The 26,805-nt window shown below is 53.9% G+C and carries 25 protein-coding genes; 13 read left to right on the top strand and 12 right to left on the bottom strand.

What is annotated here, in order from left to right:
• Window position 1: 1 nt before the first annotated feature.
• On the bottom strand, window positions 2-715 hold the full coding sequence (locus tag AC1RKG_RS05105) for a response regulator transcription factor (protein ID WP_020825945.1): 714 nt from the start codon (window positions 713-715) through the stop codon (window positions 2-4).
• Window positions 716-865: 150 nt separating this feature from the next.
• On the opposite strand from AC1RKG_RS05105, the gene AC1RKG_RS05110 reads away from it, so the two are divergent.
• From AC1RKG_RS05110 to AC1RKG_RS05125, 4 genes are all read left to right on the top strand, one after another.
• Window positions 866-1,477, top strand: coding sequence for a cytochrome b/b6 domain-containing protein (locus tag AC1RKG_RS05110; RefSeq protein WP_493182275.1), 612 nt, complete (start codon window positions 866-868; stop codon window positions 1,475-1,477).
• Between the two features lie 10 nt (window positions 1,478-1,487).
• Window positions 1,488-2,276 carry a molybdopterin-dependent oxidoreductase gene (locus tag AC1RKG_RS05115; protein ID WP_020825947.1) on the top strand — a complete coding sequence of 263 codons (789 nt, stop codon included), beginning with the start codon at window positions 1,488-1,490 and terminating at the stop codon, window positions 2,274-2,276.
• A gap of 58 nt (window positions 2,277-2,334) precedes the next feature.
• On the top strand, window positions 2,335-2,655 hold the full coding sequence (locus tag AC1RKG_RS05120) for a pentapeptide MXKDX repeat protein (RefSeq protein ID WP_142815641.1): 321 nt from the start codon (window positions 2,335-2,337) through the stop codon (window positions 2,653-2,655).
• Between the two features lie 70 nt (window positions 2,656-2,725).
• The gene (locus AC1RKG_RS05125) at window positions 2,726-3,196 is read left to right on the top strand and encodes a YkgB family protein (RefSeq protein ID WP_493182277.1); all 471 of its coding nucleotides are present in this window, start codon (window positions 2,726-2,728) and stop codon (window positions 3,194-3,196) included.
• Between the two features lie 47 nt (window positions 3,197-3,243).
• Here AC1RKG_RS05125 and AC1RKG_RS05130 read toward each other — a convergent pair whose 3' ends face one another.
• Window positions 3,244-5,283 carry a choline transporter gene (locus tag AC1RKG_RS05130; RefSeq protein WP_020825950.1) on the bottom strand — a complete coding sequence of 680 codons (2,040 nt, stop codon included), beginning with the start codon at window positions 5,281-5,283 and terminating at the stop codon, window positions 3,244-3,246.
• Window positions 5,284-5,696: 413 nt separating this feature from the next.
• Here AC1RKG_RS05130 and betI point away from each other — a divergent pair, with 413 nt between their 5' ends.
• From betI to betA, 3 genes are all read left to right on the top strand, one after another.
• Window positions 5,697-6,293, top strand: a complete 597-nt coding sequence (betI, locus tag AC1RKG_RS05135; protein WP_493182278.1) for a transcriptional regulator BetI — start codon at window positions 5,697-5,699, stop codon at window positions 6,291-6,293.
• Between the two features lie 20 nt (window positions 6,294-6,313).
• Window positions 6,314-7,786 (top strand): betaine-aldehyde dehydrogenase, encoded by a 1,473-nt coding sequence (betB, locus tag AC1RKG_RS05140; protein ID WP_020825952.1) that lies wholly within the window; start codon window positions 6,314-6,316, stop codon window positions 7,784-7,786.
• A gap of 219 nt (window positions 7,787-8,005) precedes the next feature.
• On the top strand, window positions 8,006-9,673 hold the full coding sequence (betA, locus tag AC1RKG_RS05145) for a choline dehydrogenase (protein ID WP_197820385.1): 1,668 nt from the start codon (window positions 8,006-8,008) through the stop codon (window positions 9,671-9,673).
• 130 nt (window positions 9,674-9,803) lie between these two features.
• Here the strand turns inward: betA and AC1RKG_RS05150 are convergent, their stop codons facing one another.
• The 3 genes from AC1RKG_RS05150 to AC1RKG_RS05160 form a co-directional block, all read right to left on the bottom strand.
• Window positions 9,804-11,426 carry an FMN-binding glutamate synthase family protein gene (locus AC1RKG_RS05150; RefSeq protein ID WP_493182279.1) on the bottom strand — a complete coding sequence of 541 codons (1,623 nt, stop codon included), beginning with the start codon at window positions 11,424-11,426 and terminating at the stop codon, window positions 9,804-9,806.
• Window positions 11,427-11,608: 182 nt separating this feature from the next.
• Window positions 11,609-12,199, bottom strand: a complete 591-nt coding sequence (locus AC1RKG_RS05155) for a LuxR family transcriptional regulator (RefSeq protein ID WP_020825955.1) — start codon at window positions 12,197-12,199, stop codon at window positions 11,609-11,611.
• A gap of 22 nt (window positions 12,200-12,221) precedes the next feature.
• Entirely contained in the window at window positions 12,222-12,938 is a 717-nt protein-coding gene (locus AC1RKG_RS05160; RefSeq protein ID WP_122077852.1) for an EAL domain-containing protein, read from the bottom strand.
• A gap of 516 nt (window positions 12,939-13,454) precedes the next feature.
• Between AC1RKG_RS05160 and AC1RKG_RS05165 the strand changes: the two genes are divergently transcribed.
• The 4 genes from AC1RKG_RS05165 to AC1RKG_RS05180 all read left to right on the top strand — a co-directional run bounded on the left by AC1RKG_RS05165 (window position 13,455) and on the right by AC1RKG_RS05180 (window position 18,436).
• Window positions 13,455-13,982 (top strand): fimbrial protein, encoded by a 528-nt coding sequence (locus AC1RKG_RS05165; RefSeq protein WP_012005952.1) that lies wholly within the window; start codon window positions 13,455-13,457, stop codon window positions 13,980-13,982.
• 71 nt (window positions 13,983-14,053) lie between these two features.
• Window positions 14,054-14,737, top strand: a complete 684-nt coding sequence (locus AC1RKG_RS05170) for a fimbrial biogenesis chaperone (RefSeq protein ID WP_020825958.1) — start codon at window positions 14,054-14,056, stop codon at window positions 14,735-14,737.
• A gap of 28 nt (window positions 14,738-14,765) precedes the next feature.
• Window positions 14,766-17,381, top strand: coding sequence for a fimbria/pilus outer membrane usher protein (locus AC1RKG_RS05175; protein ID WP_493182281.1), 2,616 nt, complete (start codon window positions 14,766-14,768; stop codon window positions 17,379-17,381).
• Between the two features lie 11 nt (window positions 17,382-17,392).
• Window positions 17,393-18,436, top strand: a complete 1,044-nt coding sequence (locus AC1RKG_RS05180; protein WP_493182282.1) for a fimbrial protein — start codon at window positions 17,393-17,395, stop codon at window positions 18,434-18,436.
• Window positions 18,437-18,497: 61 nt separating this feature from the next.
• On the opposite strand, the gene AC1RKG_RS05185 is transcribed toward AC1RKG_RS05180, so the two are convergent.
• From AC1RKG_RS05185 to AC1RKG_RS05210, 6 genes are all read right to left on the bottom strand, one after another.
• On the bottom strand, window positions 18,498-18,956 hold the full coding sequence (locus AC1RKG_RS05185; RefSeq protein ID WP_128864019.1) for a helix-turn-helix domain-containing protein: 459 nt from the start codon (window positions 18,954-18,956) through the stop codon (window positions 18,498-18,500).
• A 205-nt stretch (window positions 18,957-19,161) separates the two neighbouring features.
• On the bottom strand, window positions 19,162-20,739 hold the full coding sequence (locus AC1RKG_RS05190) for a malate:quinone oxidoreductase (protein ID WP_020825962.1): 1,578 nt from the start codon (window positions 20,737-20,739) through the stop codon (window positions 19,162-19,164).
• 447 nt (window positions 20,740-21,186) lie between these two features.
• The gene (locus tag AC1RKG_RS05195; RefSeq protein ID WP_493182284.1) at window positions 21,187-21,759 is read right to left on the bottom strand and encodes a GNAT family N-acetyltransferase; all 573 of its coding nucleotides are present in this window, start codon (window positions 21,757-21,759) and stop codon (window positions 21,187-21,189) included.
• Window positions 21,760-21,947: 188 nt separating this feature from the next.
• Window positions 21,948-23,375 carry an alkaline phosphatase gene (phoA, locus tag AC1RKG_RS05200; protein WP_493182285.1) on the bottom strand — a complete coding sequence of 476 codons (1,428 nt, stop codon included), beginning with the start codon at window positions 23,373-23,375 and terminating at the stop codon, window positions 21,948-21,950.
• Window positions 23,376-23,642: 267 nt separating this feature from the next.
• Entirely contained in the window at window positions 23,643-24,350 is a 708-nt protein-coding gene (locus AC1RKG_RS05205; RefSeq protein WP_493182286.1) for a glutathione S-transferase N-terminal domain-containing protein, read from the bottom strand.
• Between the two features lie 63 nt (window positions 24,351-24,413).
• On the bottom strand, window positions 24,414-25,097 hold the full coding sequence (locus AC1RKG_RS05210; RefSeq protein ID WP_020825967.1) for an ArsR/SmtB family transcription factor: 684 nt from the start codon (window positions 25,095-25,097) through the stop codon (window positions 24,414-24,416).
• A 97-nt stretch (window positions 25,098-25,194) separates the two neighbouring features.
• On the opposite strand from AC1RKG_RS05210, the gene AC1RKG_RS05215 reads away from it, so the two are divergent.
• Together AC1RKG_RS05215 and AC1RKG_RS05220 are read left to right on the top strand one after the other, a co-directional pair.
• Complete coding sequence (locus AC1RKG_RS05215; protein ID WP_128864023.1) at window positions 25,195-25,542, top strand: antibiotic biosynthesis monooxygenase family protein; 348 nt, start codon at window positions 25,195-25,197, stop codon at window positions 25,540-25,542.
• Between the two features lie 224 nt (window positions 25,543-25,766).
• Window positions 25,767-26,261, top strand: coding sequence for a P-loop nucleotide/nucleoside kinase family protein (locus AC1RKG_RS05220; RefSeq protein ID WP_493182288.1), 495 nt, complete (start codon window positions 25,767-25,769; stop codon window positions 26,259-26,261).
• 71 nt (window positions 26,262-26,332) lie between these two features.
• Here AC1RKG_RS05220 and cynS read toward each other — a convergent pair whose 3' ends face one another.
• A complete protein-coding gene (gene cynS, locus AC1RKG_RS05225) occupies window positions 26,333-26,803 on the bottom strand; it encodes a cyanase (RefSeq protein WP_046374089.1) in 471 nt (156 codons plus the stop codon).
• Between the last annotated feature and the right edge of the window lie 2 nt (window positions 26,804-26,805).

Genomic DNA, 26,805 nt, shown 5'->3' on the forward strand with positions numbered 1-26,805 from the left:
TTCACTCTTGCGGCGCTGCCGCGAATTTGTAGCCCATACCCCACACGGTGAGGATGCGCTCGGGTTCCGCCGGGTTGCTTTCAATTTTGATGCGCAGCCGGTTGATATGGGTATTCACGGTGTGCTCATAGCCTTCGTGCTGATATCCCCACACCTGGTTGAGCAGGCTCAAGCGGGAAAAGACCTTGCCGGGGTGTTTGGCAAAAAAATACAGCAGGTCGAATTCACGCGGCGTCAGGTCGATGGCTTGATGATTCAACAGCACTTCACGCGCAATCGGATCGATGGTCAGGCCGTCAAAGCTCAAGGTGCCGGCGTCCATTTTCAGGTTGCGGCTCATGGCTTCCTGACGGCGAAACAGTGCCTTAACCCTGGCCACCAGTTCCAGCATCGAAAAGGGTTTGGCGAGGTAGTCGTCGGCACCGAGCTCCAACCCCAGCACGCGATGTACCTCGCTGGATCGCGCGCTGGTGATGATGATCGGCGTGTAGCGCGTCATGTTGCGCGCACGGCGGCAGATCTCCAGCCCATCGATCCCCGGCAGCATCAAATCAAGGATCAGCGCGTCCCAGCCGCCCTGTTCCAGCATCGCCATCCCCAGATTGCCATCGGCGGCATGGCTGATGTCATAACCCTCGTCGCGCAGATGTAACTGCAGCAGCTCCGCGATATTGCCGTCATCCTCGACGATTAAAATTTTCTTTGGCTTTTCCATTCTCTCACCGCTGATTGCCAGGCCTTAATGAAGTCTACACAACCGCCGAAGCCGGAGTTATCACATTTTATTTAACTTTGCGTGAGGTCTTGGGGAACAAATCGGACGGATACTCAGCCCATCGAAACCGCCACCGTCAGGAGAGACGTCATGGCCATGTCCATTACGCCGGAGAAACCCGCACTGATCCACCCGCTGTGGCTGCGCCTGACGCATTGGCTGAATGCGTTGGCGATGCTGATCATGGTCACCAGCGGGTGGCGCATCTACAACGCTTCCCCGCTGTTCAACTTCAGTTTTATCAATGAGCTGACGCTAGGCGGTTGGTTGGGTGGGGCGCTCCAATGGCACTTCGCCGGCATGTGGCTGTTTGGGGTCAACGGGTTGTGTTATCTGCTGATCAATCTGTTCAGCGGCCGTTTGAAACGCAAATTTTGGCCGCTCAGCCCAAAAGCCTTGTTGAGCGATCTGCTGGCGGCGCTACGGGGCAAACTCGGTCATAGCGATTTGCGTCATTACAACATGGTACAGCGAGCTGCTTATCTGTTTGTGATGGTGGCAGGCGTAGTGATGGTGATATCTGGCCTGGTGTTGTGGAAGTCGGTGCAATTTCCGCTGCTGCGCGAATTGCTCGGCGGCTATGAAGCGGCACGTTATATCCACTTTTACGCCATGTCGGCGCTGGTGGGGTTTGTAGTAGTGCACCTGGTCATGGTGGCGCTGGTACCACGCACGCTGTTGGCCATGCTGCGTGGACGTTAAGGAGAACCCGATGAAAACAGATAAACCCCTTATCAGCCTGAGTGAAGGCCGGGAGATTGTCAGGGAGGCACAGCAGTTGTTGGCGCGTCAGTTGACCTCCTCTTCACGCCGCCGTTTTCTGCGTAACGGGTTGACGCTGGGTGGCATTGCGATGCTCACCGGCTGTGACCTTAGCGACAACACCCATGTGGAGCAGGCGTTGAGCCGTATCTCGCGCTTTAACGATCGGGTGCAGGGGTGGCTGTTTAACGCCGACCATTTGGCACCGGTGTATGCCGAGTCGCAGATTACTCGTCCGTTCCCGTTCAACGCGTTTTACGCCGAAGAAGAAGCGCCGGATATCAATGGCGAGGATTATCGGCTGGAGGTCAGTGGGTTAGTGCTGAATAAGCAGCCGTGGACCTTGCCGCAATTGCACAGCATGACGCAAATCAGCCAGGTGACGCGCCATATCTGCGTTGAGGGTTGGAGTGCCATCGGTAAGTGGGGGGGCGTACCCTTTGCGCAATTTTTGCAGGCGATCGGCGCGGACCTGAGCGCCAACTATGTCAGCTTCAAATGCGCCGACGACTACTACACCAGCATCGACATGGCCACGGCGCTGCATCCGCAAACCATTATGGCGCTGACTTACGATGGCCAGATCCTGCCGCGTAAATACGGCTATCCGATGAAGCTGCGCATGCCGACCAAGCTCGGCTACAAGAACCCGAAACATATTCAGGTCATAGAGATCACCAACCGCTTTCCCGGCGGCTACTGGGAAGATCAAGGTTACAACTGGTTTGGCGGCAGCTAACGACGGCCCCAACTATCCCCGGCACACAGGTGCTTTTTAAATGAGAAAAGGAAATACCATGAAAAAGTTATTCGCAGTAATGATGTGTAGCGCGTTGATGTTAGGTTCCCTCGGTGCCAATGCCGCCGACAGCATGGGCAAAGACGCGATGAAAAAAGACGGCATGAGCCAGATGTCGCACGAGGGTATGGCCAAAGACGGCATGAAAAAAGAGTGTATGGGCAAGGATTGCATGAAGAAAGACGGCATGGGCAAAGATGCCATGAAACATGATGGCATGAAGAAAGACAGCATGGGTAAAGACGCCATGAAGCATGACGGCATGAAGAAAGACAGTATGAGCAAAGACGCTATGCAAAAAGACGCTATGGGGCAGTAAGCCGCCGCGTCCCGCAGCCGGATGGACGCTGGTTTAATCCCGGCTGCGGGCAAGTACAACGGGAGGGACGATGGTTCAGACAATATGGCTGCAGCGCTTTAAGCGCTCGAACTGGGACGTGGCCTTTATGCGGCTGGCGCTGGTGGTGATCTTCGCCGCTTTCGGCTATGCCAAGTGGTTTGATTATGAAGCGCAGGGGCTGGTGCCTCTGATTGGTAATAGCCCGCTGCTGGCCTGGATGCACGATGTGTTTGGCATTCGCGGTGCCAGTTATGCGTTAGGGGTTGCCGAGTGGAGCTTTGGTCTTTTGCTGCTGGCCGGTTTTTGGTCGCGACGTTTGGGGTTATTGGGGGCGGTGGGATCGACGCTGACTTATCTGACGACCCTGACGCTGATCTTCTCCACACCGGGTGCCTGGGAAGCTTCGGCCGGTGGCTTTCCGGCGATGGGGGGGGCCACCAGCTTTCTGCTAAAGGATCTGGTGTTATTGGCGGGTTCGATACTGCTGCTAAAAGCCGACTTGCCTGACGATATACCGTAAAAAAAGGCGCAGTTTTTAAACTGCGCCTTTTGGCCATGATGAACGGATTACATATCCGGGAAGGTCAGGGTATTGCCCGGTGCCTCACGGTGGATATGCACAAAGTTCAGGTGTTTCTCATACTGATCGAGAATATCGCCGATCACCTGCTCTTTGCTGTAATCCATCAGGTCATTGCCCTGGGTGCCTTCCATCAGGAATGTTTCCAACCGGTAGTAATGCGACTTACCGGAGCGAGCACGATAGGTAAAGCCCGGCACCGAATAACGCTGTGGCCAGATCTGGTAGATGAAGTTCTGCTCTTCGCCCAGATGCACCAGCAGCTCCAGATGGCTCAAACGTTCATCTTCGGTCGGCGGTACCTCACTGAATTCCACTTTGGCACCGCGCAGTTCCAGCTCACGCGCCACTTCTTGCATCGCCGGTCGGCAACGGGTATCCAGCATTTTCTGCGTGTACTGCGTGCCAGGATAATTCATTACGCGCGACAGGCGCTGTTTCCAGTTGAGCACGTCATTGCTGGACACCGGCATTGGCGCACTGGTGTTCAGCGCGCTGGCTTTGCGGTAATCCTCTACCCGCAATGATTTATACAATCCGGCCATCACGAAGAAGATCACAAAGCTGAACGGCAGGCCCATGATCACCGTGGTTTTTTGCAACGCGGGCACGCCGTCGGTCATCAGCATGCCGATGGTCAGCAGGCCAATGGTTATCGACCAAAAAATACGTAGCCAGTTGGGCGCATCGTTGTTGATGTCGCTCAGGCGCGAGGTGAAGTTACCCAAAACCAGTGAACCTGAATCCGCCGAGGTGACGTAGAACAGCAGGCCAGTGATGGTTGCCACCGAGGCGCTGAAGGTGAAGCCCGGATACTGAGCCAGCAGGCTGTAAAAACCGCGTTCCGGATACTGCATTACTTCCTGCGCGAAAGCGGCGTTACCGTGAATGATCTGATACAGCGCGCTGTTGCCGAAAATCGACAGCCACAGCAGGGTGAACACGAAAGGAATAATCAGCGTACCGACTACAAATTGGCGGATGGTGCGCCCACGCGAAATACGCGCCAGGAACAGGCCGACAAACGGCGCCCAGGCCACCCACCAGGCCCAGAAGAACAGGGTCCAGTTGTTCATCCATTCTACCGGACGATCGAAGGCGAAGCTGTTAAGGGTCATTCCCATAAAGCGGTTAACGTAGTCGCCAACGTTGAGCACCAGCGCATTGAGCAGGAATTCGGTATCCCCGAAGAACAGCACGAACATGATCAGCCCTAACGCCAACAGCACGTTGAGTTCGGACAGAATGCGGATGCCCTTGTTAACGCCTGAGGTCACCGAAATGGTCGCCATGATCACCGAAAGCAGGATCAGCGCGGCCTGAACCGTCAGGTTTTCCGGAATGTGGAACAGAACTTTCAGCCCGTAGTTCAACTGCACTACGCCAATACCCAGCGTGGTGGCGATGCCGAAGATAGTGCCCAGCACGGCCGCTATGTCTACGCTGTGGCCGATCGGGCCGTTGATGCGTTTACCGAAAATCGGGTAGAGCGCCGAACGGATGGTCAACGGCAGGTTATAGCGGTAGCTGAAGTAGCCGAGGGCGATGCCCATCAGCGCATACATCGACCAGCCGGTCAGCCCGTAGTGGAACAGTGTCCACACCATGGCCTGGCGGGCGGCTTCCATCGTCTGGCCCTGGCCTTCCGGTGGCATCATATATTGCGTCACCGGTTCGGCGACCGAGAAGAACATCAGATCGATGCCGATGCCGGCGGCGAACAGCATCGCTGCCCAACTCATCAGGCTGAATTCGGGTTTCGACTGTTCTGGCCCGAGCTTGATCGAACCGAAGCGCGACGCGGCGATAAACACCACAAATACGATGTACAGAGTAGCGGCCAGCAGGTAATACCAGCCGAAGGTGGTTGAAACCCAATTCAGGGTGCGGGTGATCCATCGCCCGGAGAAATCGGTAAAAAAGATGGTCATCAGCGAGAAGGCCAGAATCAGCCCCGCCGAGGTAAAGAAAACCACCGGATTAAGGCCATCCTTTTGTGGTTTTGAGGAGGTTTCGCGTGTTGTCATCGTCTTCCTCTGTTTTTTAACAACTGAGTAAAATCGTGCCCACACACCAGCCTGAACGGACGCATCGGCGCCGTCCGGAAAAGTGCGGATATAAAGCCGCGGCAATCGCTATTCTGCTTGCCAAAGATTGCCGCTTTGCTTGTTAACGAAACAGAAAATCGTTTCGTGGTGGGAACCGCTTACAGACACTGATTTTGGTCAGATTCGTTAAATACCTCACAAAAATCAGCCAGTTCCACAACCGAAAAGTACATATTTGTAACCAAGCGGTAATAAAATATATGCAATTTTTATTGAACGTTCAATCAAAAAAAAGTTTAATAGTGAGCATGAAGACCAAGTTCAGCAGGTGAAAAGGGCGTGAAGTCCCGCCGCTGAGACGAGGCCGAAGTCGGTTTTGTGAGAGTCGAATTATGCCAAAGGTAGGAATGCAGCCAATCAGAAGGCAGCAGTTGATAGATGCCACGCTGGCCGCGGTGAACGAAGTGGGAATGCATGACGCCACCATCGCGCAAATAGCGCGGCGGGCCGGAGTTTCCAACGGCATCATCAGCCATTATTTCAAGGACAAGAACGGCCTGCTGGAAGCCACTATGCGCTATTTGATTAGCCATTTGGGCGAGGCGGTGAAGCTGCGGCTACAGGCGTTAAGCGACCAGAGCCCGGCATCACGGCTGCAGGCGATCGTCGCCGGTAACTTCGACGACAGCCAGATCAACAGTGCAGCGATGAAAACCTGGCTGGCGTTTTGGGCCAGCAGCTTGCACCAGCCGCAGCTTAATCGGCTGCAACAGGTGAACGGCCGTCGGCTGTATTCCAACCTGTGTGCCGAATTTAGTCGCCAACTGCCCAAGGTGCAGGCGCGACTGGCAGCCAAAGGATTGGCAGCACTGATTGACGGCCTGTGGCTGCGCAGTGCGTTGCGCGGCGCGGCGTTCAACCAGACGCAGGCGATAGCGCTCACGACCGAATACATTACGTTTCAACTCCGGGGGCAAACGCCACCCTGAGGATAACCCAAGGAGAACCTATGTCCCGTTTTGGCTTACAGAAGCTCTATATTAATGGTGCCTATGTAGACAGTACCGATGGAAAAACTTTCAACGCGGTTAACCCGGCGAACGGTGAAGTGCTTGCCGAGATCCAGTCCGCCAGCGCTGAAGACGTCAACCGTGCGGTGGCCAGTGCAGCCAGCGGACAGAAAGTGTGGGCAGCGATGACGGCGATGGAACGTTCTCGTATTCTGCGCCGAGCGGTGGATATTCTGCGCGAACGCAACGACGAACTGGCCGCGCTGGAAACGTTGGATACCGGCAAGGCCATGTCGGAAACCACGGCGGTGGATATCGTTACCGGTGCCGACGTATTGGAATATTATGCGGGTCTGATCCCGGCGATCGAAGGCCAGCAGATCCCGCTGCGTGACAGCGCCTTTGTTTATACCCGTCGTGAGCCCCTGGGCGTGGTGGCCGGTATTGGCGCCTGGAACTACCCGATCCAGATTGCCCTGTGGAAATCCGCACCGGCACTGGCGGCAGGCAACGCGATGATCTTCAAACCCAGTGAAGTCACTTCCCTGACGGCGCTGAAGCTGGCGGAAATCTATACCGAAGCCGGTTTGCCGGACGGCGTATTCAACGTGGTCACCGGCAGCGGCGCAGAAGTCGGCCAGTACCTGACCGATCATCCCGGCATTGCCAAGGTGTCCTTCACCGGTGGTGTAAAAACCGGCAAGAAAGTGATGGCTAACGCCTCAGGTTCGACGCTGAAAGAAGTCACCATGGAGCTGGGTGGCAAATCCCCGCTGATTATTTTTGACGACGCCTGCCTGGATCGCGCCGCCGATATCGCCATGATGGCCAACTTCTACAGCTCCGGCCAGGTGTGCACCAACGGGACTCGAGTATTTGTCCCCGCAGCGTTGCAGGCCGAGTTCGAAGCCAAAATCCTCGAGCGCGTTAAGCGCATTCGCCTGGGGGATCCTACCGATCCACAAACCAACTTCGGCCCGCTGGTCAGCTTCGCGCATATGGAGTCGGTATTACGCTTCATCGAAAGCGGCAAGAAAAGCGGCGCTCGGCTGTTGTGCGGCGGCGAACGTGTGACTGAGGGGGAATACGCCAAAGGGGCTTATGTGGCGCCGACGGTATTTACCGACTGCGGTGACGAGATGGAGATCGTGCGCGAAGAGATCTTTGGGCCGGTAATGAGCATTCTCACTTACCACAGCGAAGAAGAAGTGGTACGCCGTGCGAACGACACCACCTTCGGCCTGGCTGCCGGTTTGGTGACGAACGATCTGACCCGGGCGCATCGGGTGATCCACCAGTTGGAGGCCGGCATTTGCTGGATCAACACCTGGGGTGAATCGGCGCCGGAAATGCCGGTCGGCGGGTACAAACAGTCTGGCGTCGGCCGTGAAAATGGCCTCAGTACGCTGGAACATTACACCCAGGTCAAATCGGTACAAGTCGAGCTGGGCGAATATATTTCCATCTTTTAAATATCCCCGTCGTCTTTCAAGCTACAGCGTTGTTGGCTGCGAACGCGGACCCCAGTCACTTACTTGACTCCTGGGGTTCCACGCCCTTGCCGCCTAGCTGTAACGCGAAATCCATAGGGGATAATCCTTTCTTGCATCCAAAACTGCCTGGATATATTCAGCATGCGATATTCAAGCCATTCGCATCATTCAGGCATACGAATATTTAGGAGATAATGTATGGAATACGATTACATCATTATCGGTGCCGGCTCAGCCGGTAACGTTTTAGCCACCCGTTTAACCGAAGACGCTGACGTTAGCGTATTGCTGCTGGAAGCCGGCGGCCCGGATTATCGGATGGATTTTCGCACCCAGATGCCGGCCGCGCTGGCATTCCCGCTGCAGGGCCGTCGTTACAACTGGGCGTATGAAACCGATCCTGAGCCGCACATGAACAACCGCCGCATGGAGTGTGGCCGGGGTAAAGGGCTGGGCGGCTCATCACTGATTAACGGCATGTGCTACATCCGCGGCAACGCGATGGACTTCGACAACTGGGCAAAAGCACCGGGGTTGGAGGACTGGAGTTATCTGGACTGCCTGCCATATTTCCGCAAGGCGGAAACCCGCGATATCGGGCCTAATGATTATCACGGTGGCGACGGCCCGGTCAGCGTGACCACGCCGAAAGCCGGTAATAACGAATTGTTCCACGCAATGGTGGAGGCCGGTGTGCAGGCGGGTTATCCGCGTACTGATGACCTGAACGGCTACCAGCAGGAAGGCTTTGGCCCGATGGATCGCACGGTCACGCCGAAAGGCCGTCGCGCCAGCACCGCTCGGGGTTATCTGGATCAGGCTCGTTCCCGTTCAAACCTGAAGATTGTCACTCACGCGTTGACCGACCGCATCCGCTTCGAGGGTAAGCGTGCGGTGGGCGTTGACTACTTGCAGGGCGAAAGTAACCAAATCAACAGTGCCCGAGCGCGTCGTGAAGTGTTGCTGTGTGCAGGCGCGATTGCCTCGCCGCAGATTTTGCAGCGTTCCGGCGTTGGTCCAGCGGCGCTGCTGAACCGCCTGGACATCGATCTGGTGCACGATCTGCCCGGCGTGGGCGAGAACTTGCAGGACCATCTGGAAATGTACCTGCAATACGCCTGTAAAAAGCCGGTGTCGTTGTACCCGGCATTGCAATGGTTCAACCAGCCGAAGATCGGCGCAGAGTGGCTGTTCAACGGCACCGGCGTGGGCGCCAGCAACCAGTTTGAAGCCGGTGGCTTTATCCGCAGCCGCGAAGAGTTCGCCTGGCCGAACATTCAGTACCATTTCTTGCCGGTGGCGATTAACTACAACGGCAGCAACGCGGTGAAAGAGCACGGTTTCCAGGCGCACGTCGGTTCAATGCGCTCCCCGAGCCGTGGCCGGGTGCAGGTGAAATCGAAGGATCCGCGCCAACATCCGAGCATCTTGTTCAACTATATGGCGACCGAACAGGACTGGCAGGAGTTCCGCGATGCCATTCGCATCACGCGCGAAATCATGGCGCAGCCTGCATTGGACGAATACCGCGGCCGTGAGATAAGCCCGGGGCCAGAAGTGCAGACCGACGAACAGCTGGACGCTTTTGTGCGTGAGCATGCCGAAACCGCCTTCCATCCTTCCTGCTCATGCAAAATGGGCGAAGACGAGATGGCGGTGGTGGATGGGCAAGGGCGAGTGCACGGTATGGAAGGCTTGCGGGTGGTGGATGCGTCCATTATGCCGCTGATCATCACCGGTAACCTGAACGCCACCACCATCATGATCGCCGAGAAGATTGCCGATCGTATCCGCCAGCGCACGCCGTTGCCGCGTAGCAATGCTGACTATTACGTGGCCGGCGACGCCCCGGCGCGTAAGCCATAACCCACATGCCCTCTCGCCGCTGAGGGGGAGGGCCGCTGTAGCAAGCAACCCCCTCTCCAATGTCCTTCCCCGAGGCGAGGGGGCAATTCATTCCCGTTATCTTTTACCTCAGCAGGTACAAACGTACCCCTTAAGCCGGCAGGGCGATCGCCTGATCGAAACTGTTTGGCGTCGCCATGCGCCACATGCGCGCATAAAAATCGCTTTCGATCTCTTTTTGCAGCAGTGCACCAGGCTCCAGGTAGTAATAGATGTCGGCGTAGACCTTGATTTCGGTTGAGGTAATACGGCGCAGCATATGATGCGAAGTCAACTGCTCAGGGCGGCTGACGCCCGCTGCCGCAAGCATTTCTGCCAGCGCTTTCACCGTATTCTGGTGGAAGTGATAAACGCGTTCGGCCTTGTTTGGCACCACCAGGGCTTTCTGTCGCAGTGGATCCTGGGTGGCGACCCCGGTAGGGCAGTGATTGGTATGGCAGCTTTGCGACTGAATGCAGCCGATGGCGAACATAAAACCACGGGCTGAGTTCACCCAGTCGGCGCCCAACACCAGCACGCTGGCGATATCGAAGGCGCTGATGATTTTACCGCTGGCACCAATCTTGATTTTGTCACGCAGTCCGCAGCCCACCAGGGTGTTATGGACGAATAACAACCCTTCGCGCAGCGGCATGCCCATATAGTTGGACAGTTCGAGCGGTGCTGCGCCGGTTCCGCCTTCTTTGCCGTCCACCACGATAAAGTCCGGCAAGATCTGGGTTTGCAACATGGCTTTGGCGATGGCGACAAATTCCCACGGGTGGCCGATACAGAGTTTGAAGCCCACGGGTTTGCCACCGGACAATTCACGTAGCTGCTGGATGAAATGCATCATTTCAATTGGGGTGCTGAAGGCGCTGTGCGAAGCCGGAGAAATACAGTCGACCCCTTCAGGTACGCCGCGCGTTGCGGCGATTTCCGCATCCACTTTTTTCGCCGGTAGTATGCCGCCATGTCCGGGTTTAGCCCCCTGGCTGAGCTTGATTTCAATCATTCTCACCTGCGGTTTTTTAGCCTGCTCGGCGAAGCGTTGCGGATCAAAATGGCCGTCGGCGGTGCGGCAACCGAAGTAACCGCTGCCCAATTCCCAGACCAGGTCGCCGCCATTTTCGCGATGATAACGGCTGATACTGCCTTCGCCGGTGTCGTGGTAGAAATTGCCCTTTGCCGCGCCGAGGTTGAGGGCGCGAATGGCGTTGGCCGACAGGGCGCCGAAGCTCATGGCGGAGATGTTAAAGATCGACGCGGAGTAGGGTTGGCTGCAATCTGGACCGCCGATCGTCACGCGGAAGCTGGTGGGGTCAGATACCTCGACCGGACGCATGGAGTGCCCGATACATTCGTAGCCGGTTTGATAAACGTCCAACTGGGTACCGAACGGCTTGTCGCCCATTTCATTTTTGGCGCGTCGGTAAACCAGCGTGCGTTGGGTACGTGAAAACGGGATCTGCGCGTTATCTTCTTCCAGTAAGTACTGGCGTATTTCCGGGCGAATAAACTCGAAGAAAAAGCGCAGTCGGCCGATGATCGGATAGTTTCGGCAGATGGCGTGGCGTTGTTGGGTCAGATCATAAATGCCCAACGCGCTCAGACCACCAAAAATGATCGTCGGTAGCCAAAACCAGGGGCTATGGGACAACAGCGCCAAAGACGCCAACGTCAGCAAAAGACTCAACACAAGGCAGGTATAACGGCTGAATAATGATGACTTCATAACATCTCCTGATGTTTTTATTAGTCCAGACGACATGGCTCACAGAAAGTTTGCTGAGCGGATCCTAACCAATAGACAGGAGTGTTATGTGGCTGTTACTGCTTTATCGTTGATTGTTACATTAATTTAACATTGAATCCGCCCTTCAGGCCGCCGGTGGCAGCCTGAAGGGGAGGAGGGAGTTACTTGCTGGCAACGAAAATACTGCTCATGCTGCGCAGACGCAGCTTTTTCATCGCACTGTATTTCTGAGAGAAAATCGTTTTGGGGTGGGTGCCGCGCTTTTGGGCAATATGCAGCAGGCTGTCACCGCGCAACAGGTTGAAGATAACGTCGCTTTCCGCCGGGCTAAGCTCGCGGGTTTTCTGCATTTTTATCCCCCCGGGCTCTTTACTTTCCAGCAGGTTCTGTATTTTTTCCTGCAGCGAATAAAGTGGAATGCGTGTAGACACCAATTCAACGGAGATGCCCAGGATCGACAATAGTTTCACCACGCGTTCATCGTCATAAAACACCAACAGACGCGTTTTGGAGTTGTATTGCTGATGCAAAGACACCAGGCTTTCAATGACGTTAACGCTTTGCTCCAGATTTTGTGAGGTGAAGATCAGGGCGATGTCGTGCTTAATTATTTTCTCCGCCTTGGCGCCACCGTGCATAAAATCTGAAAACAGTCTGATATCGTACTTGCCGTAATGTTTTTTCAGTAACACCGAAAGGCCGACATAGCTGTACTTACACTCACTAATAACAAGGACATTGTTTTTAGACATAATGGCAAACACCCATAATGAGTTAAAAGTATTCAGCTGTAAGAAGCGAGTTCAAATCCTTGATGTCGGATTCCTTCCACAGCTTTCCCTGCAGTGCGTAATATGGCATTTCGTCCAGCCATTTTTTATGCTCGGGGGTTTCAACCCCTTCAATAATTACCTTGTAATGATTAAGGTAAAAAAAGCGCAATAAAGCGCGCATTAAACCGTCGCCGCCGGACTTTTTCATAAAGTCCCATAACAAAAAACGGTCGAGTTTAACGAAGCGGAACTGGCTGTTATACAGCGCGGAAAAACCCGCATAGCCAGAACCAAAATCATCGAGCCAAAATGAATAGCTCTTTAGTGAAGGATCGCCATGAACGCGATCTTTAACCAAACGGGTTGAGTTCTCACTGATTTCGAAATGTATACAGCGAGTGGCGCTAATTCTTTCTGCAAAATGGCTATTGGCCAACGAACGCAGTGAATGGTCGTCTACATTCAGCGTGGCTATAACCTGATTCTCATGAAACCAGTGATTATATTTCTCTATCAGACTGACCTGGTCTAACAGAATCTCAATTCGGGTCTCGCTATCGGCAGTACGAAAGAACTGTTCAGGAGAGAAATGCGCATATTCACTATTAAAAGTGAATCGAGATAGGCACTCAACGGCCAGCAATTGTCCGGATTTTGCGAACATTGGCTGGAAAACATAATTAATTCCGTTATTTTTCTCTCTAAAAGAACTGCGCATTCCTCAATCCCTTGATTGATATGTAACTGCCTGTTTTTTAACTAAAATTAATTCAATATCAGGCTGTTTATAGGTAAATGTCTTATTTGGTGCGACGTGATTGTGAAATGTCGCTTGCAGACCATTTAACGCGCATTTAGTCGTGAAGTCCAAAGGGCTCTAAAGGTAACAAAATGTAAATATACGGAATAATATGCTGTTAATCAGGCCTTAAATAAAAATGTCTGACTGCATGACTTTCCAAAACACAGATTATTCCTATTCGATTGAATCGTCAACATCGATCGATAGGTATTTGTTGATAGTTTATTCCTATCAAGAGGGGGGTTATGAATGTTTTAAACGATTTAACAATAAGAATGCGCTTAGTCTATATTTCGTCCGGCAATGGGTTCATCGAGGCAACACTCCTTTTAAGCAAGGAGTGCTATCGCTGAGTGTATGCTCAGTGCCGGGGAACTATATATTCGTCTGTCACTGAATCGATTATTTTATTGTTTTTCTATGGAGCTGGAAATGAAAAAAGTATTATTGCCTTTGGCCGCGCTGGTATTGTCTGCTACTGCTTATAACGCTACTGCTGCAAGCGGCAACGTTAAATTCACCGGTGAAATCGTACAGTCCACCTGTAAAGTTGTTGATAAAGACCAGAATAAAGAAGTTTACCTGGGTAAATACCCTACTACCGCATTCCCAACTTCTGGTTCTACCAGCGGTGCTAAAGCTTTCGATATTAGCCTGGAGAAATGTGAAGCGGGTAACTACACCCTGCGTTTCGACGGTAACACCCCAGCTGGCCACCCAGAGCTGTTGGCTGTAACTGGCGGCGCTAACGGCGTTGGCGTTGAAATCCTGGATAACAACGGCGCAACTCTGCCAATCTCTCAGGAAGTTGCTACCCCTGCGACCGTTTCTGTTGCTGCTGATGGCGACAACCCAGGTTCTGCGACTTTCAACCTGCGCGCTCGTTATAAATCTTACCAGGATCTGGTAACTGCGGGTCAGGCAAACTCTAACGCTACCTTCACCATCGAATACAAGTAATTTAATTCGCTGGCAGGATAGATAGAGCTATTGGCCACGGACGGCTAAATTCTGAGAGTTGAGATATTCCGATGAAAAAAGTGCTTTCTTGTATTTTATTCGCGTTTTCCGTAAATGCTTTTGCCGGAATTCAGGTTGATTCGACGCGCGTAATTTATAACAGCGGAAGTAAATCCGCATCGCTCTCAATCAGCAATGACAGCGACGACACCTATATGGTGCAAACCTGGTTGGATACTGGCGATTCAAGCCAGATGCCGAAGAATTTACCGATCGTGGTCACTCCACCTATTTTAAAACTGGCTGCCAAAAAAGACGCAATTCTGCGCTTTATTTATTCCGGCAGCGGGTTACCGCAGGACAGAGAAAGTCTGCTCTGGGTAAACGTACAGGAAATTCCGCCAACGCCTAAGCAAGACAACGTGCTGCAGGTGGCGATCCGTACCCGTATCAAACTGTTCTACCGCCCAGAAGCCTTGAAGGCCAACCTGCAACAGCAGGCAGAGGCTCTGAAATGGCAGCGTCAGGGCAGCAATCTGGTGGTGACCAACAATGGTCCACTGTTTGTGACGCTGGGTGTACTGACGCTGAAAAGCGGTGGCAAAAGCTGGAAAGTGAATGCCGACATGGTGAAACCGCAAGATAGCCTGCGGATTGCTCTGCCACAGGGCGCGCAGTCGGCCAACAGTATGTCGTTCACCTATATCAACGATTACGGCGGCCACACCGAGATTAAGAACGTTGCATTAAATTGATTTAAGCCCTTCAAGGAATGAACAAAAAATGGCACATAAAAGAATAACAACCCTCACGCCAAAACGTTTGGTCAGGCTGATTAATGGTGTAATTTATTTTTCTGCGGTGCCATTTTCATTCTCTCATATGGCCATGGCGGAGGAGCAGTTCAACACCTCCTTCATCCATGGCGATGACAACATTGCCCAGGTGGCAGCGTTGTCCAGCGGCGATGATATCCTGCCAGGTAAATATCCGTTCGATATTTACCTGAACGGACAGCGTATCGATCACCGCGACATCGAATTCAAAAAAGACGCCAAAGACACGCCGGTAACGCCTTGCCTGACTGCGCAGGATTACCAGGACTACGGTGTAAAACTGCCGGGCGATATGAAAACCGAAGGTGCCGCGCAGTGCTACGCTCTGTCACAGCAAATTTCGGGTGCCAAGCTGAGCTACGACGCAGCCATACAGCGTATGGATTTGGAAGTGCCGCAGATATTCCTGGAGCCGCGTCCACAGGGTGCTATCTCGCCGAAGGTTTACGATCGCGGGATTAACGCCGGTTTCGTTAACTATAACTTCAGCGGCAACCATAATAATTACCGTAATAACGCCAACGATAAAACATCCGACTACTACTTCCTGAGCCTGAACAACGGCATCAATGTCGGTAATTGGCGCCTGCGTAACAACTCGACGCTGAATCAGCAGTCGGGTGCCGGCACGCACTGGAATACCGTTTCAAGCTGGGCGGAAACCGACATCGTTTCCCTGCGCAGCCGTCTGGTGATTGGCCAGACCAACACCAATAACAACGTATTCGACAGCATTCAGTTCCGCGGTGTGCAGATTTCCAGCGCCAACGATATGCTGCCAGAAAGCCAGCGCGGTTACGCGCCGGTGGTCCGTGGCGTGGCGTCGACCAACGCCCGCGTTGAGATCCGCCAAAACGGCTATACCATTTACAGCACCAACGTGCCGCCGGGTCCGTTTGCGCTGACCGACATCTTCCCGAGCACCTTGAGCGGTAACCTGAACGTTACGGTCATTGAGGCCAACGGTTCAAGAACCTCTTTCGTGGTGCCGTTCTCTTCCGTGCCGAACATGCTGCGCGAAGGGATCTGGGACTACCAGATGACCGCCGGTAAATACCATGACGGCACCACCAAATACCAGCCGAAGTTTGTGCAAGGCACCTTGTCCCACGGCATGGCGTATGACATCACGCCTTATGGTGGGGTACTGGTCGCGGAAAATTACCGTTCGGCGGTAGTGGGTATGGGTAAAAACATGGGTGTCTGGGGGGCAGTTTCCTTCGATATGTCCTATTCCGACACCAACCTGGTCAACGGTGACGACAAACAGGGGGAGAGCTTCCGCTTCCTGTACTCCAAATCGCTCAACGACTGGGGCACCGAATTCCAGATCGCCGGTTACCGTTACTCGACCTCTGGTTACTATGATTTCTCTGATGCGGTTGCGGAACGCGATCGCTATGAAAACGGCGTCTACCGTAACGATTACTACGATGAGAATGACCGCAATCTGGGCGTGCCGGATTGGGCAGAATCACGGCGTCGTACCTATTACACCAGCCGTTTCAACAACAAACGCCAGCGTGTAGAGTTGTCGATCAACCAGCGTATTGCCGGTAACTCAACGCTGTACACCAATATCAGCAACCAGTCATATTGGGGCGGCTCCGGCCAGGATCGCACGGTTCAAACCGGCTTTAACAGCAGCTACAAAAATATCAGCTACGGCGTGTTCTATCAGGACAGCCGCAGCAACTACGGTTATAAAGATCGCAGCATCAACATGAGCGTCTCTATTCCGTTCAGCTTCTTCAGCCGCGATTCGTCTGATATGACGGCCAGCTTCAACGCCGGTCACAGCAAGCAGAGCGGTAATACATACAGCGCTGGCCTGAGTGGTACCGCGCTGGACGATAACCGCCTGAACTACGCGGTGCAAAGTGGTCACGATCGTTACTCCGGCCAAACCAGCTCGGCTAACGTCGGCTACCAGGGCAGCATGGGTACCGTCAATGCCGGTTACAGCTACAGCAATGATTACCAGCAGTCTACCCTGGGCGTGTCGGGCGGTATCGTAGCGCACTCCGGCGGCGTGACGCTGACCCAGCCGCTGCAAAATACCTTTGTGCTGGTTGAGGCCAAAGATGCCAAGGGCGTCCGTCTGGAAAACCAGCCGGGTGTGGCTATCGACCGCTTCGGTTACGCGGTAATGACCTCGGCCTCACCTTATCGTCACAACCGCGTGGCGTTGCGCACTGAGGATATCGGCAACGGCCTGGATATCCCGATGGCGGCCCGCGACGTGGTACCGACATATGGCGCCATTACCCGCGTGAAATTTGAAACGCATACCGGCCAAAGCCTGCTGGTACACAGTAAACTGTTGGACGGCAGCGTACCGCCAATCGGTGCCAACGTGTTTAGCGCCGACGGCAAGAACAACGGTACCGTGGGTACCAATGGGGATATTTATATCTCCGGCGCATCCGCAGGGGATCGCCTGTTGGTTAAATGGGGCAGCGATGCCGGCGACAGCTGTTCGTTGATAGTGCCGGAACTGAAATCGGCGACCGAGCAGCTGATGGGCTATCAGGAACTTTCGCTGACCTGCGGAAAACCGTAAAAGGAATGAATATGTCTTCTTTGTTGTTAAAACATAAAAACCTCGGGCTGGCGGCAGGGCTGCTGGTCACGCTGGGGACGTTCTCGCAGAGCAGCTTTGCGCTGTCTTGTAAGCAGAATGGGAATATCCGACAGGATATCGTGCTGGATAAAGCGATCAAAGTCTCTACTGCCAATACCACTGCGGGTGCACTGTTGTGGCGTTCACAGACCTTCACGTCAACTTTCCAGTGTACTGATACCGATGGTTTTCCAAATGGCGAGAACGCATTTCTGTATTGGGATCCCCAGGCTCGAATGAGTCAGATCCATAACTCGATTGAAGTGGGTGTGACCTATAACGGCGTTGACATCAAACCGGTCAAAAATGCGAAGCAGGATGTTGGTCCAGGTACCGAGTGCCGTCGTTCCGGTAGCCGTTGTCTTTCGCCAGCAAAACCGTTGTCGGTGACGGTTTCCTACGCTATTTATATCAAGGCCACCGGTAAGGCACCGCCTGCAGGCGGCAAGATCAACGACAATAATTCTTACTCGGTATTCCAGGTTGACGGTAAAGGTGGTTTGAATAGTCGCCCAAACAGTAACTTTAACGCCTATATTTCCGGGTTGGGCAACATTCAGTTTATCTCTTGTAACCCGAAAATTACCGTGGTGGCTAACAACGGTTCAACCGTAAACTTTGGCACCATTCCGCGTCAAAATGCGGTGGCCGGCAAAATCGAGAAGCAGGTTCCTTTCTCCGTTGCGGCTAACATGTCTGACCCGACAACCGGGCAGGATTGCAAAGGGGAAACCTTGCAGGCCAGTTTCAGCACCACTTATCCCTTGCAGGATAACAGTCTGATTATGCCAACCAGCAACAGCGGCTTCGGTATTTTAATTTCGCAGGCGGCGACACCAAACACGCCGATCATGATGAACTCCCCGGTTGATCTGGGCCTGGTCAACGGTACCATCGTTGAAAAGAACTTTTTGGCCAGTCTGAAGTGGTTGAATACCAATCCACAGGTTGGGCCATTCAGTGCTTCGGCGAATATTGACGTAACCTTTAAGTAATCTCTTTCAGTAAAAAAGGGGTTCAGCCTGCGCTGAACCCCTTTTTTAATGCATTTTTCTCTCAGCTCTGGCCAACCCAGTTGGTGCAGACACTGTCCAGACATTTCCCCGCATACCACAGATGAACGCCCGGTGACTCATGGCGATGCCCGTTCAGCGGTTCTATCGGCTGCGGGTGCATCTCTGCGACGTCCCAGCGAGTTGTGCGACGATAAACCGCCGGCGTTTTGCCGAACTGTTTTTTAAATGCGCGTGAAAAAGACGGCTGGGAATCAAAGTGGAACTGCAGGGCAATGTCGAGAATAGGGCGCGGGGTCGAACGCAGTGCTTGCGCGGCTTGCGACAGTCGACGCTCGCGGATGTAACTGCCTAAAGCATGCCCGGTAGTGCTGCGGAACATCCTTTGCAGGTGCCACTTGGAGTAGCCTGACTTCGCCGCTACGTTGTCTAACAGTAACGGCTGATCCAGATGGGTTTCAATCCAGTCCAGCAAATCGTGAATGATATTAACGCGATCCATTGTTTTAGTTCTCCTGCGGGTACGACATTCAGGTCACAGTAGGTAACAGTAATTATCCAAGTTGATGCTTTGATAATAGGCCGCGGAGACGGGTTACGCAAGTGTTAACCCGGGGGAAAAAGGTGGCTAAACGTGCTCTTTGGGTCGCAGGGAAATGAAAAAGGCCGCACGTGGCGGCCTTGAGCAAAGAGGGGAAAGACGGGGATCAGTTAGTTTCCGGCTTCACTTCGATATAGTCCAACTGCAAGACGCTGCTGGTGTAGCCGCGGATCTTGTTGGTCATTTCAATATCGCCGTTCAGCTTGTGGCCGTAAGACGGAATGATCTCTTTCAGTTTGCTCTGCCATTCCGGCGTAGCCACTTTATCTTTGAACACTTTTTCCATCAGGTGCAGCATGATCGGTGCGGCAGTTGATGCGCCCGGTGATGCACCCAGCAGAGCGGCAATGCTGCCATCTTCGGAGCTGACCACTTCGGTACCGAACTGCAGTACGCCACCTTTATCTGCATCTTTTTTGATGATCTGCACGCGTTGGCCGGCGGTCCACAGTTTCCAGTCTGCCTGTTTGGCTTCAGGGAAGTACTCTTTCAGCGCAGCGAAACGATCGTCGTCGTTCATCATCAACTGACCCACCAGGTATTTCACCAGGTCGAAGTTGTCCAGCCCGACGTGGGTCATTGGCATCAGGTTCGAAGTGCTCAGGGAGTGCAGCAGGTCGAACAGTGAACCATTTTTCAGGAACTTGCCGGAGAAGGTGGCGAACGGTCCGAACAGCAAGACACGCTTGCCGTCCAGCATGCGGGTATCCAGGTGCGGAACCGACATCGGCGGTGAACCTACGCTGGCCAGGCCATAAACCTTGGCCAGGTGTTGGTCAGCGATTTCCGGGTTGGTGGTGACCAGGAACTGGCCGCCGACCGGGAAGGCACCGTAGCCTTCGGCTTCGGGAATGCCGGTTTTCTGCAGCAGCGTCAGAGAAGCACCGCCTGCACCGATAAACACGAATTTGGCATTCACGGTGGTTTCTTTACCGTCACGGTTCAGATCGGCCACGGTGACGCGCCAGGTGTTGTCGGCGTTGCGCTTGATGTCGCGGACTTCATGGCTCAGGTTCAGCTTGAAGTTCGGGTTTTTGGTCAGCGTGTCCACCAGTTGGTGGGTGATCACGCCAAAGTTAACGTCGGTACCCAGCGGCATGCGGGTCGCAGCAATTTTCTGCGCCGGATCGCGGCCGTTCATCACCAGCGGAGCCCACTGTTTAATCTGGTTAGGGTCTTCTGAGTACTCCATACCACGGAACAGGGTGCTGTGTTGCAGTGCGGCATAGCGTTTGCGCAGGAAGTTGACGTTGTCGTCACCCCAGACAAAGCTCATGTGCGGCACGCTGTTAATAAAGGATTTTGGATCTTTCAGGACGTTATTTTTCACCTGATAAGACCAGAATTGACGCGAGATTTCAAAAGACTCGTTAACCACCACGGCTTTGCTGATGTCGATGGTGCCGTCTTTTTTTTCCGGGGTATAGTTCATTTCAGCGAAGGCGGAGTGACCGGTACCGGCGTTGTTCCAGCCGTTGGAGCTTTCTTCAGCCACGCCGTTCATGCGCTCATACATGTCGATGGACCAGTTTGGCTCCAGCTCATGCAGGTAGGTCCCCAGCGTGGCGCTCATGATGCCACCGCCGATCAGTACCACATCAACGGACTTATTCTCTTCCGCCGTCGCCTGTTGCGTAACGCCAAACAGGTTCAGGCAGAAGATCAGGACGAGTAATTTTCTCATTGAATCAAATCTCTTGTGTGTAAATTCTACTCATTGCAGGTGAAAGAATTTATCGGGAGTTACCCTGGAAATAAGTAAAACTAACCCGCCCGGCTAAGCCGAGTGACAGTGATAATGTCTTTTTGTTAATCGTTTTCTTAACGAAAAGTGGATTATTACAGGCTGTCTGGGGACAGGTTGTTCAACTCTGGTTACTGCGGGGATATTATTGTTTGCAATATTGTTAAAAACTACTTTTGTAACTAAAAAAAGCCCATTAAAGGCAGGAATCATTCATTTATTATTTTTATTTAAATATAACCGCTAAATTAATAAGGTCTAATTGCCGCTGATTTAAACGATATGCCAATATCACACAATATTTATGGAATAATGGCAAATAGCAGCAGGTAACAAAATGAAAATGGCCGCCGGGCATTTCAGTGCGGCCAAGATGCTGGTTGACGCTTAGCGGCGGGCCTTCATTGCTGCCGACGGCCACTCTTCTTTCAGCAGTGCATAAATCAGTTCATCACCCCATTGGCCATTGAAACGATCGTTTTGTCGCAGGTGCGCCTCTTTGCGCATCCCCAGACGTTCGACGACCCCGATAGACCCCTGATTGGCTGCATCGAGCCGGGCAAAAATGCGGTGACAGCCCACTTGGTTAAACCCCCGATCCAACACCGCTTGCACGGCTTCGCTGGCATAACCTTTACCGGCATAGGCCGGGCTGAAGATATAACCGATCTCGGCTTGTAATGCGGCGCGGTTAGCCAGTTTCAACAACACTTCACCGATCAACTCTCCGCTGTCCTTCAGGGTGACGGCGCAATAAAAAATATCGCCGTCCTGACTGAAGCGCGAAGCTATCGCCTGAGCAAGCTGATCGGCCAGTTGCGCGTTGTCCGGGGTGGGGGCATACAGATAACGATAGACCTCCGGCAAACGGTGGTAAGTCGAGTAGGCTTCGAGATCGTCGGGCGTGAAGCGGCGCAGTTGCAGGCGTTCGGTGGTGAAGGGCAGGGTAATCAAATGCAAGAGCTCATCCTTATTGTCGGGTGGGATCACATTGGTTTGTTTACGGACAGGGCAGAACATTTTTGCGAGGAATACAGGTCCCACAATATAGCAGTAGCCTGGAGGTTTCAAACGGCGAAAACCCTGTTCATCGCCGGCGTGAGCAACGATGAACAGGGTTTAATTAATCAGTGGACGGGGTCGTTAGCTTACTTGATCGCCATGACGTCACGCATGGTATAGAACAAATCTGTCTGATCGGTCAGCCCGACGACGTTGGCGGCATGCGGGCCGTAGGCGGCAACACGCAGCTGGGTGCCGGTGTGGCCCTGCGAATCCTCTTCCGAGTTGCCGTAGCTGATGGTCATTGGCGCGCCATCTTTGGTGGTCAGCATTTGCGTCAGGCCCGGCGCTTTGGCGTCGGCGGCGATAATCTGGCTGGAGTGAGCATGGTCAGCGGTGACGATCACCAGAGTGTTGCCGTCGGCACGGGCGAATTCCAATGCTTTCTGCACGGCTTCATCCAGATCGACAGTTTCCCCGAACTGGCCGCACGGGTTGGCGGCATGATCCTGTTTGTCGATCGATGCGCCTTCAACCTGCAGGAAGAAACCATTTTTGTTGGTTTTCAGCAGGTCGATGGCTTTCTCGGTCATAACCGCCAGCGTCGGGATATCCGCCGTACGTGCCGGGTTGTTCTGACAGGTCACCGCCGGTTGGTCGAGATTACCGTGATAGCTGGCCTTCGGCCCCTGCCAGCGCACCGGCATATTGCCGGCGGCAAACAGCCCCAACAGCGGCTTTTGCTGATTGGCGACGTTAACGGCGTTCAGGGCATCGAGGTTTTCCACCCACTGATAACCTAATGCAGTTGCCTGCTCTTTCAGTGATTTTCCCTGCCATTCGCCGCTTTTGGCTAACTGATTAAAGGATTTTGCTCCGCCGCCTAAGGTGACGTCGGCGCGGGCTTTGAGTAACTGTTCACTGATCGAACCGCGGCCGCCATTTTCCAGCGCGTTGGTTGCGCATTTTTCACTGGTCTCTTCCGGGCCGTAACATTTACGCGAGGTGACGTGGGAAATCTGCGCCGCAGGTGTGGCGTCTTGCAACTCTGCGGTGGAAACGTTGCCGGTGGCTTTACCCGCCGCTTTGGCAATTTCCAATAAGGTCGGTTGGTCTTTGCCATTAACGTCAACGCCCAGCGCGCCGTTATAGGTTTTGACGCCGCTGGACCAGGCAGTCGCGGAGGCGGCGGAGTCAGTGACGTAATCCGGCTTGTGGGTTTTCTTGTCCAGCGAATAATGGGTGTATTGGCCGGTTAACGGCAGGGCATCGATGCCTTTAAAATAGCCGCCTGCGCCTTCGGCATAGTTGCGTGCCGAAGTGATTTCCGAATCGCCCATGCCGTCGCCAATCAGCAAAATCACATTCTTGACCGTTTTATCAGACAACGAAGCTTTCAATGCCGCGGTTTGATCGCCACTCAGGCGACGTGCTCCGCCGGGTTCAACGATATTGCCGCGAGCCGCACGCTCGGAAAGTCCGGCAGCGTTGGCCTGCGTCTCATCGGCGAAGGCGCTTGAGCATAATAAGGCGGATAACACGGCACTGGCGATCAGGGAAACAGGCTGCAACATCGGGGAAAGCTCCTTGTCGTAATATAAAAACATAAATACCCGGTCGCCTTTCAAGCTACAGCGTGGTTACCAGCACTCGCTAACCCCAGGTTACTTACTGGAGTAAGCGCCTGGGGATGAGCGAACAGGATGCCTGACTGTGGCTTAAAAATCATAGGGGTATAACACGAACTTGTTAGGCAGGGAGGGTAATGCAGGGGTGTGACACTTTTATGACGGTAAAGAAGACGCAAAAGGGATAGCCGGGCGGCTATCCCAGGCAGGCCATTATTCGCTGCGGGCGGGAATGTTGACGCCGCGTTGCACCGCCGGTCGTGCCAGACCGCGCTCCAGCCATTGCCCTACGCGTGGGAAACTGTCGAAATCGACTATCTCGCGGGCTTCGTAGAAGCCGATCAGATTACGCACCCAGCCCAACAGTGAAATGTCGGCAATGGTGTAATCCTGGCCCATGATCCAGTCGCGGCCTTCAAGCCGGCTTTCCAGTACGCCCAGCAGGCGTTTCGACTCATTCTTATAACGCTCAAGCGGGCGCTTATCTTCGTATTCACGACCGGCGAAACGGTGGAAGAAGCCGAGCTGACCGAACATGGGGCCAACGGCCGCCATTTGGAAAAATACCCACTGAATGGTTTCATAACGCAGAGCCGGATCCTGCGGCAGGAACTTGCCACTTTTTTCCGCCAGATACAGCAGAATGGCGCCGGATTCGAACAGGGGTAATGGCCTGCCGCCAGGGCCATCGGGATCGATGATTGCCGGGATCTTGCCGTTCGGGTTCAGCGACAAAAACTCGGGCGTCCAGGTCTCGTTTTTGCCGATGTCGATCAGGTGCGCTTCATACGGCAGGCCGATCTCCTCCAGCATGATAGAAACTTTTACCCCGTTCGGCGTGGGCAGCGAATAGAGCTGCAGCCGCTCCGGATGCTGCGCCGGCCACAGTTTGGTGATTGGGAATTGGGTTTGATCGAGCATGGGGAGTCCTCGGGTTGACGGTTTGCTTATTGAGTATTGCACCAAAACTAACCTGTTGTGAGGTTAAACAGTGAGGTCAAAATGTGCTTTAAGCGCTTTTTTTCCGCTGGCGGTGAGCTGCAGTTCACGACTCTCCAACTGGCGTTTTATCCAGCCACGACGGATAAATGCGGTAAGCATCGCCGCACCTAATGCACCACCCAGATGGGCCTTGCGTTCGCTCCAGTCCAGGCAGCCGCAGGCGAAGCGCCTTCGTGAGGGCGCAGGGGAACAGTCGACGCCCAACCGAGTGAGTGCAGCGTGGCCAGCCTCGCTTAACCGATAGTCTTCCTCACCTTCTAACCAGGTTAGCTGATGCAGGCGTTGGTGCAGTTTTACCGCCACTTCACCGGCGAGATGGTCATAACAGGTACGAGCGAATTGCAATGACGTCGGAGTAGTGCTTTTCACCACGGGCTTTTCGACGCCGGCCAGTGCCATTAGCGTTTCCAGCGCGGCGGCGACTTCCGGCCCTGCCAGACGGAAATAGCGGTAACGCCCTTGCTTGACGCAGGCGATCAGTCGCTGTTCCTGCAGGCGTGCCAGATGGCCGCTGGCCGTAGAGGCGGCAACGTCCACCGCGGCGCTGAGTTCGGTGGCGGTATAAGCGCGACCATCCATCAGCAGGCACAGCATGCGCGCCCGGGTGCGGTCGGCAATGGCACCGCTCAGTGCCGCCAGACGATCTTCAATATCGATGTTATTCATACTTCGAGATTAGGCGAAGTATGGCTGTGCGTCCACCGTTAGGATGGGTTCACAAAATGCATGTATGCCTGAGTTTTACCTCTGACAGGAGCGCCTTATGATTGCCGTTATTTTTGAGCTGCAGGCCGCTGACGGCCAGCGTGAGACCTACCTTGATTTGGCCGCCGATCTGAAGCCGCTACTGGCAGAAATTGACGGTTTTATTTCCATTGAGCGTTTTCAAAGCCTGGCCGATCCACAGCGGCTGCTGTCACTGTCCTTTTGGCGTGATGAGGCGGCGGTACAGCAGTGGCGAAATGTCGAGCAGCACCGAGCCGCACAGAAACGGGGCCGCCATGGCGTGCTGGCACAGTATCGCCTGCGGGTAGCTGAGGTGGTGCGGGATTATGGTCTGGATCAGCGAGAACAGATCCCGCATGACAGCCGCGGCTATCACGCGGGGTAAAGTGCGCGGCCATTATCAGTTATGACTCTGTGAGGCACAGCGTTGTTGACAATATGTGGGGATTTGCCTTATTGATAATGTATGAGCATAAACAAGGTTTCATTCGCGCAGATTATTATCACCATTCTCGGAGTGGTGGGATAGCGCGTCTCTGTCATGCTAAAACCCGCCGGTAAGGCGGGTCATATTTTCCTCCTGCCGGTACTCACCTTCAGGAGAACGCCATGAATAATTCCTCCCACGCCGTTTTACATTTGATGTGCGGCAAAGCCGGCTCCGGCAAATCAACCCTGGCAAATCGACTTGCGCAGCAGCCCCATACGCTGCTGATCGTTGAAGATAGCTGGTTGGCAACGTTATATGACCAGCAGATGAAAACCCTACAGGACTACGTTCGTTATTCCGCCAACCTGCGGCAGGTGCTGAGCGAGCATTTGGTGCAACTGCTGCGGCATGGTCTGTCGGTGGTGCTGGATTTTCCGATGAATACGCCGGATCGGCGCTTATGGGCCAGACAACTGGCGGAGGAGGCCGGTGTAGCGCACTGCCTGCATTTTCTGGACGTCAGCAATGCGCAGTGCAAGAGCAGAATAAAACACAGAAATGAGCAAGGTGAACATCCCTTTGTGCTCAGTGAAGAGACCTTCGATCTGCTCACGCAATATTTTGTCGCCCCTACCGAGGAAGAACGTCTGAGCCTTATCAAATACGGTGAATAGATGGGGTGAAGCGCAGAGACTGCGGAGAAAAGCATCCAATGCCGGCGACGCTATCGCCGGCATCGTCAGGATCAGAAAGGCTTGGTTGGCAGGTATTTACCGTCCAGGGTGATCACCGCGCGTTCGCCACCGTCCGGATCCGGCACTTTCTTGATGTCCAGTTTGAAGTTAATCGCACTGATAATGCCGTCGCCAAACTGCTCATGCACCAGCGCTTTCAGCGTGGAGCCGTAAATTTGCACCATTTCATAAAAGCGATAAATGGTTGGGTCGGTCGGCACACCGCCAGGGATGCTGCCGCGCAGCGGAATGGTTTGCAGCAGACGGATGGCGTCTTCGTCCAGATCGAGCTTGGCGGCCACCACACGTGCCGCCTGTTCTGGCAGCGGATGCTGACCCAGCAGAGCGGCGGTGACGAAGGCCAGACTCAGCCCGGTACCCTGGTTGATCGCTTCGAAGGTCAGGTTTTTACGGATCTTGGCGGCCATAATGGTGTCGGTCAAGGTTTCGCGTGGGGATGAATAATGCAGGGACTGTGTCATGT

This window comes from Serratia sp. GW822-FHT06D09 (genome assembly GCF_058799515.1).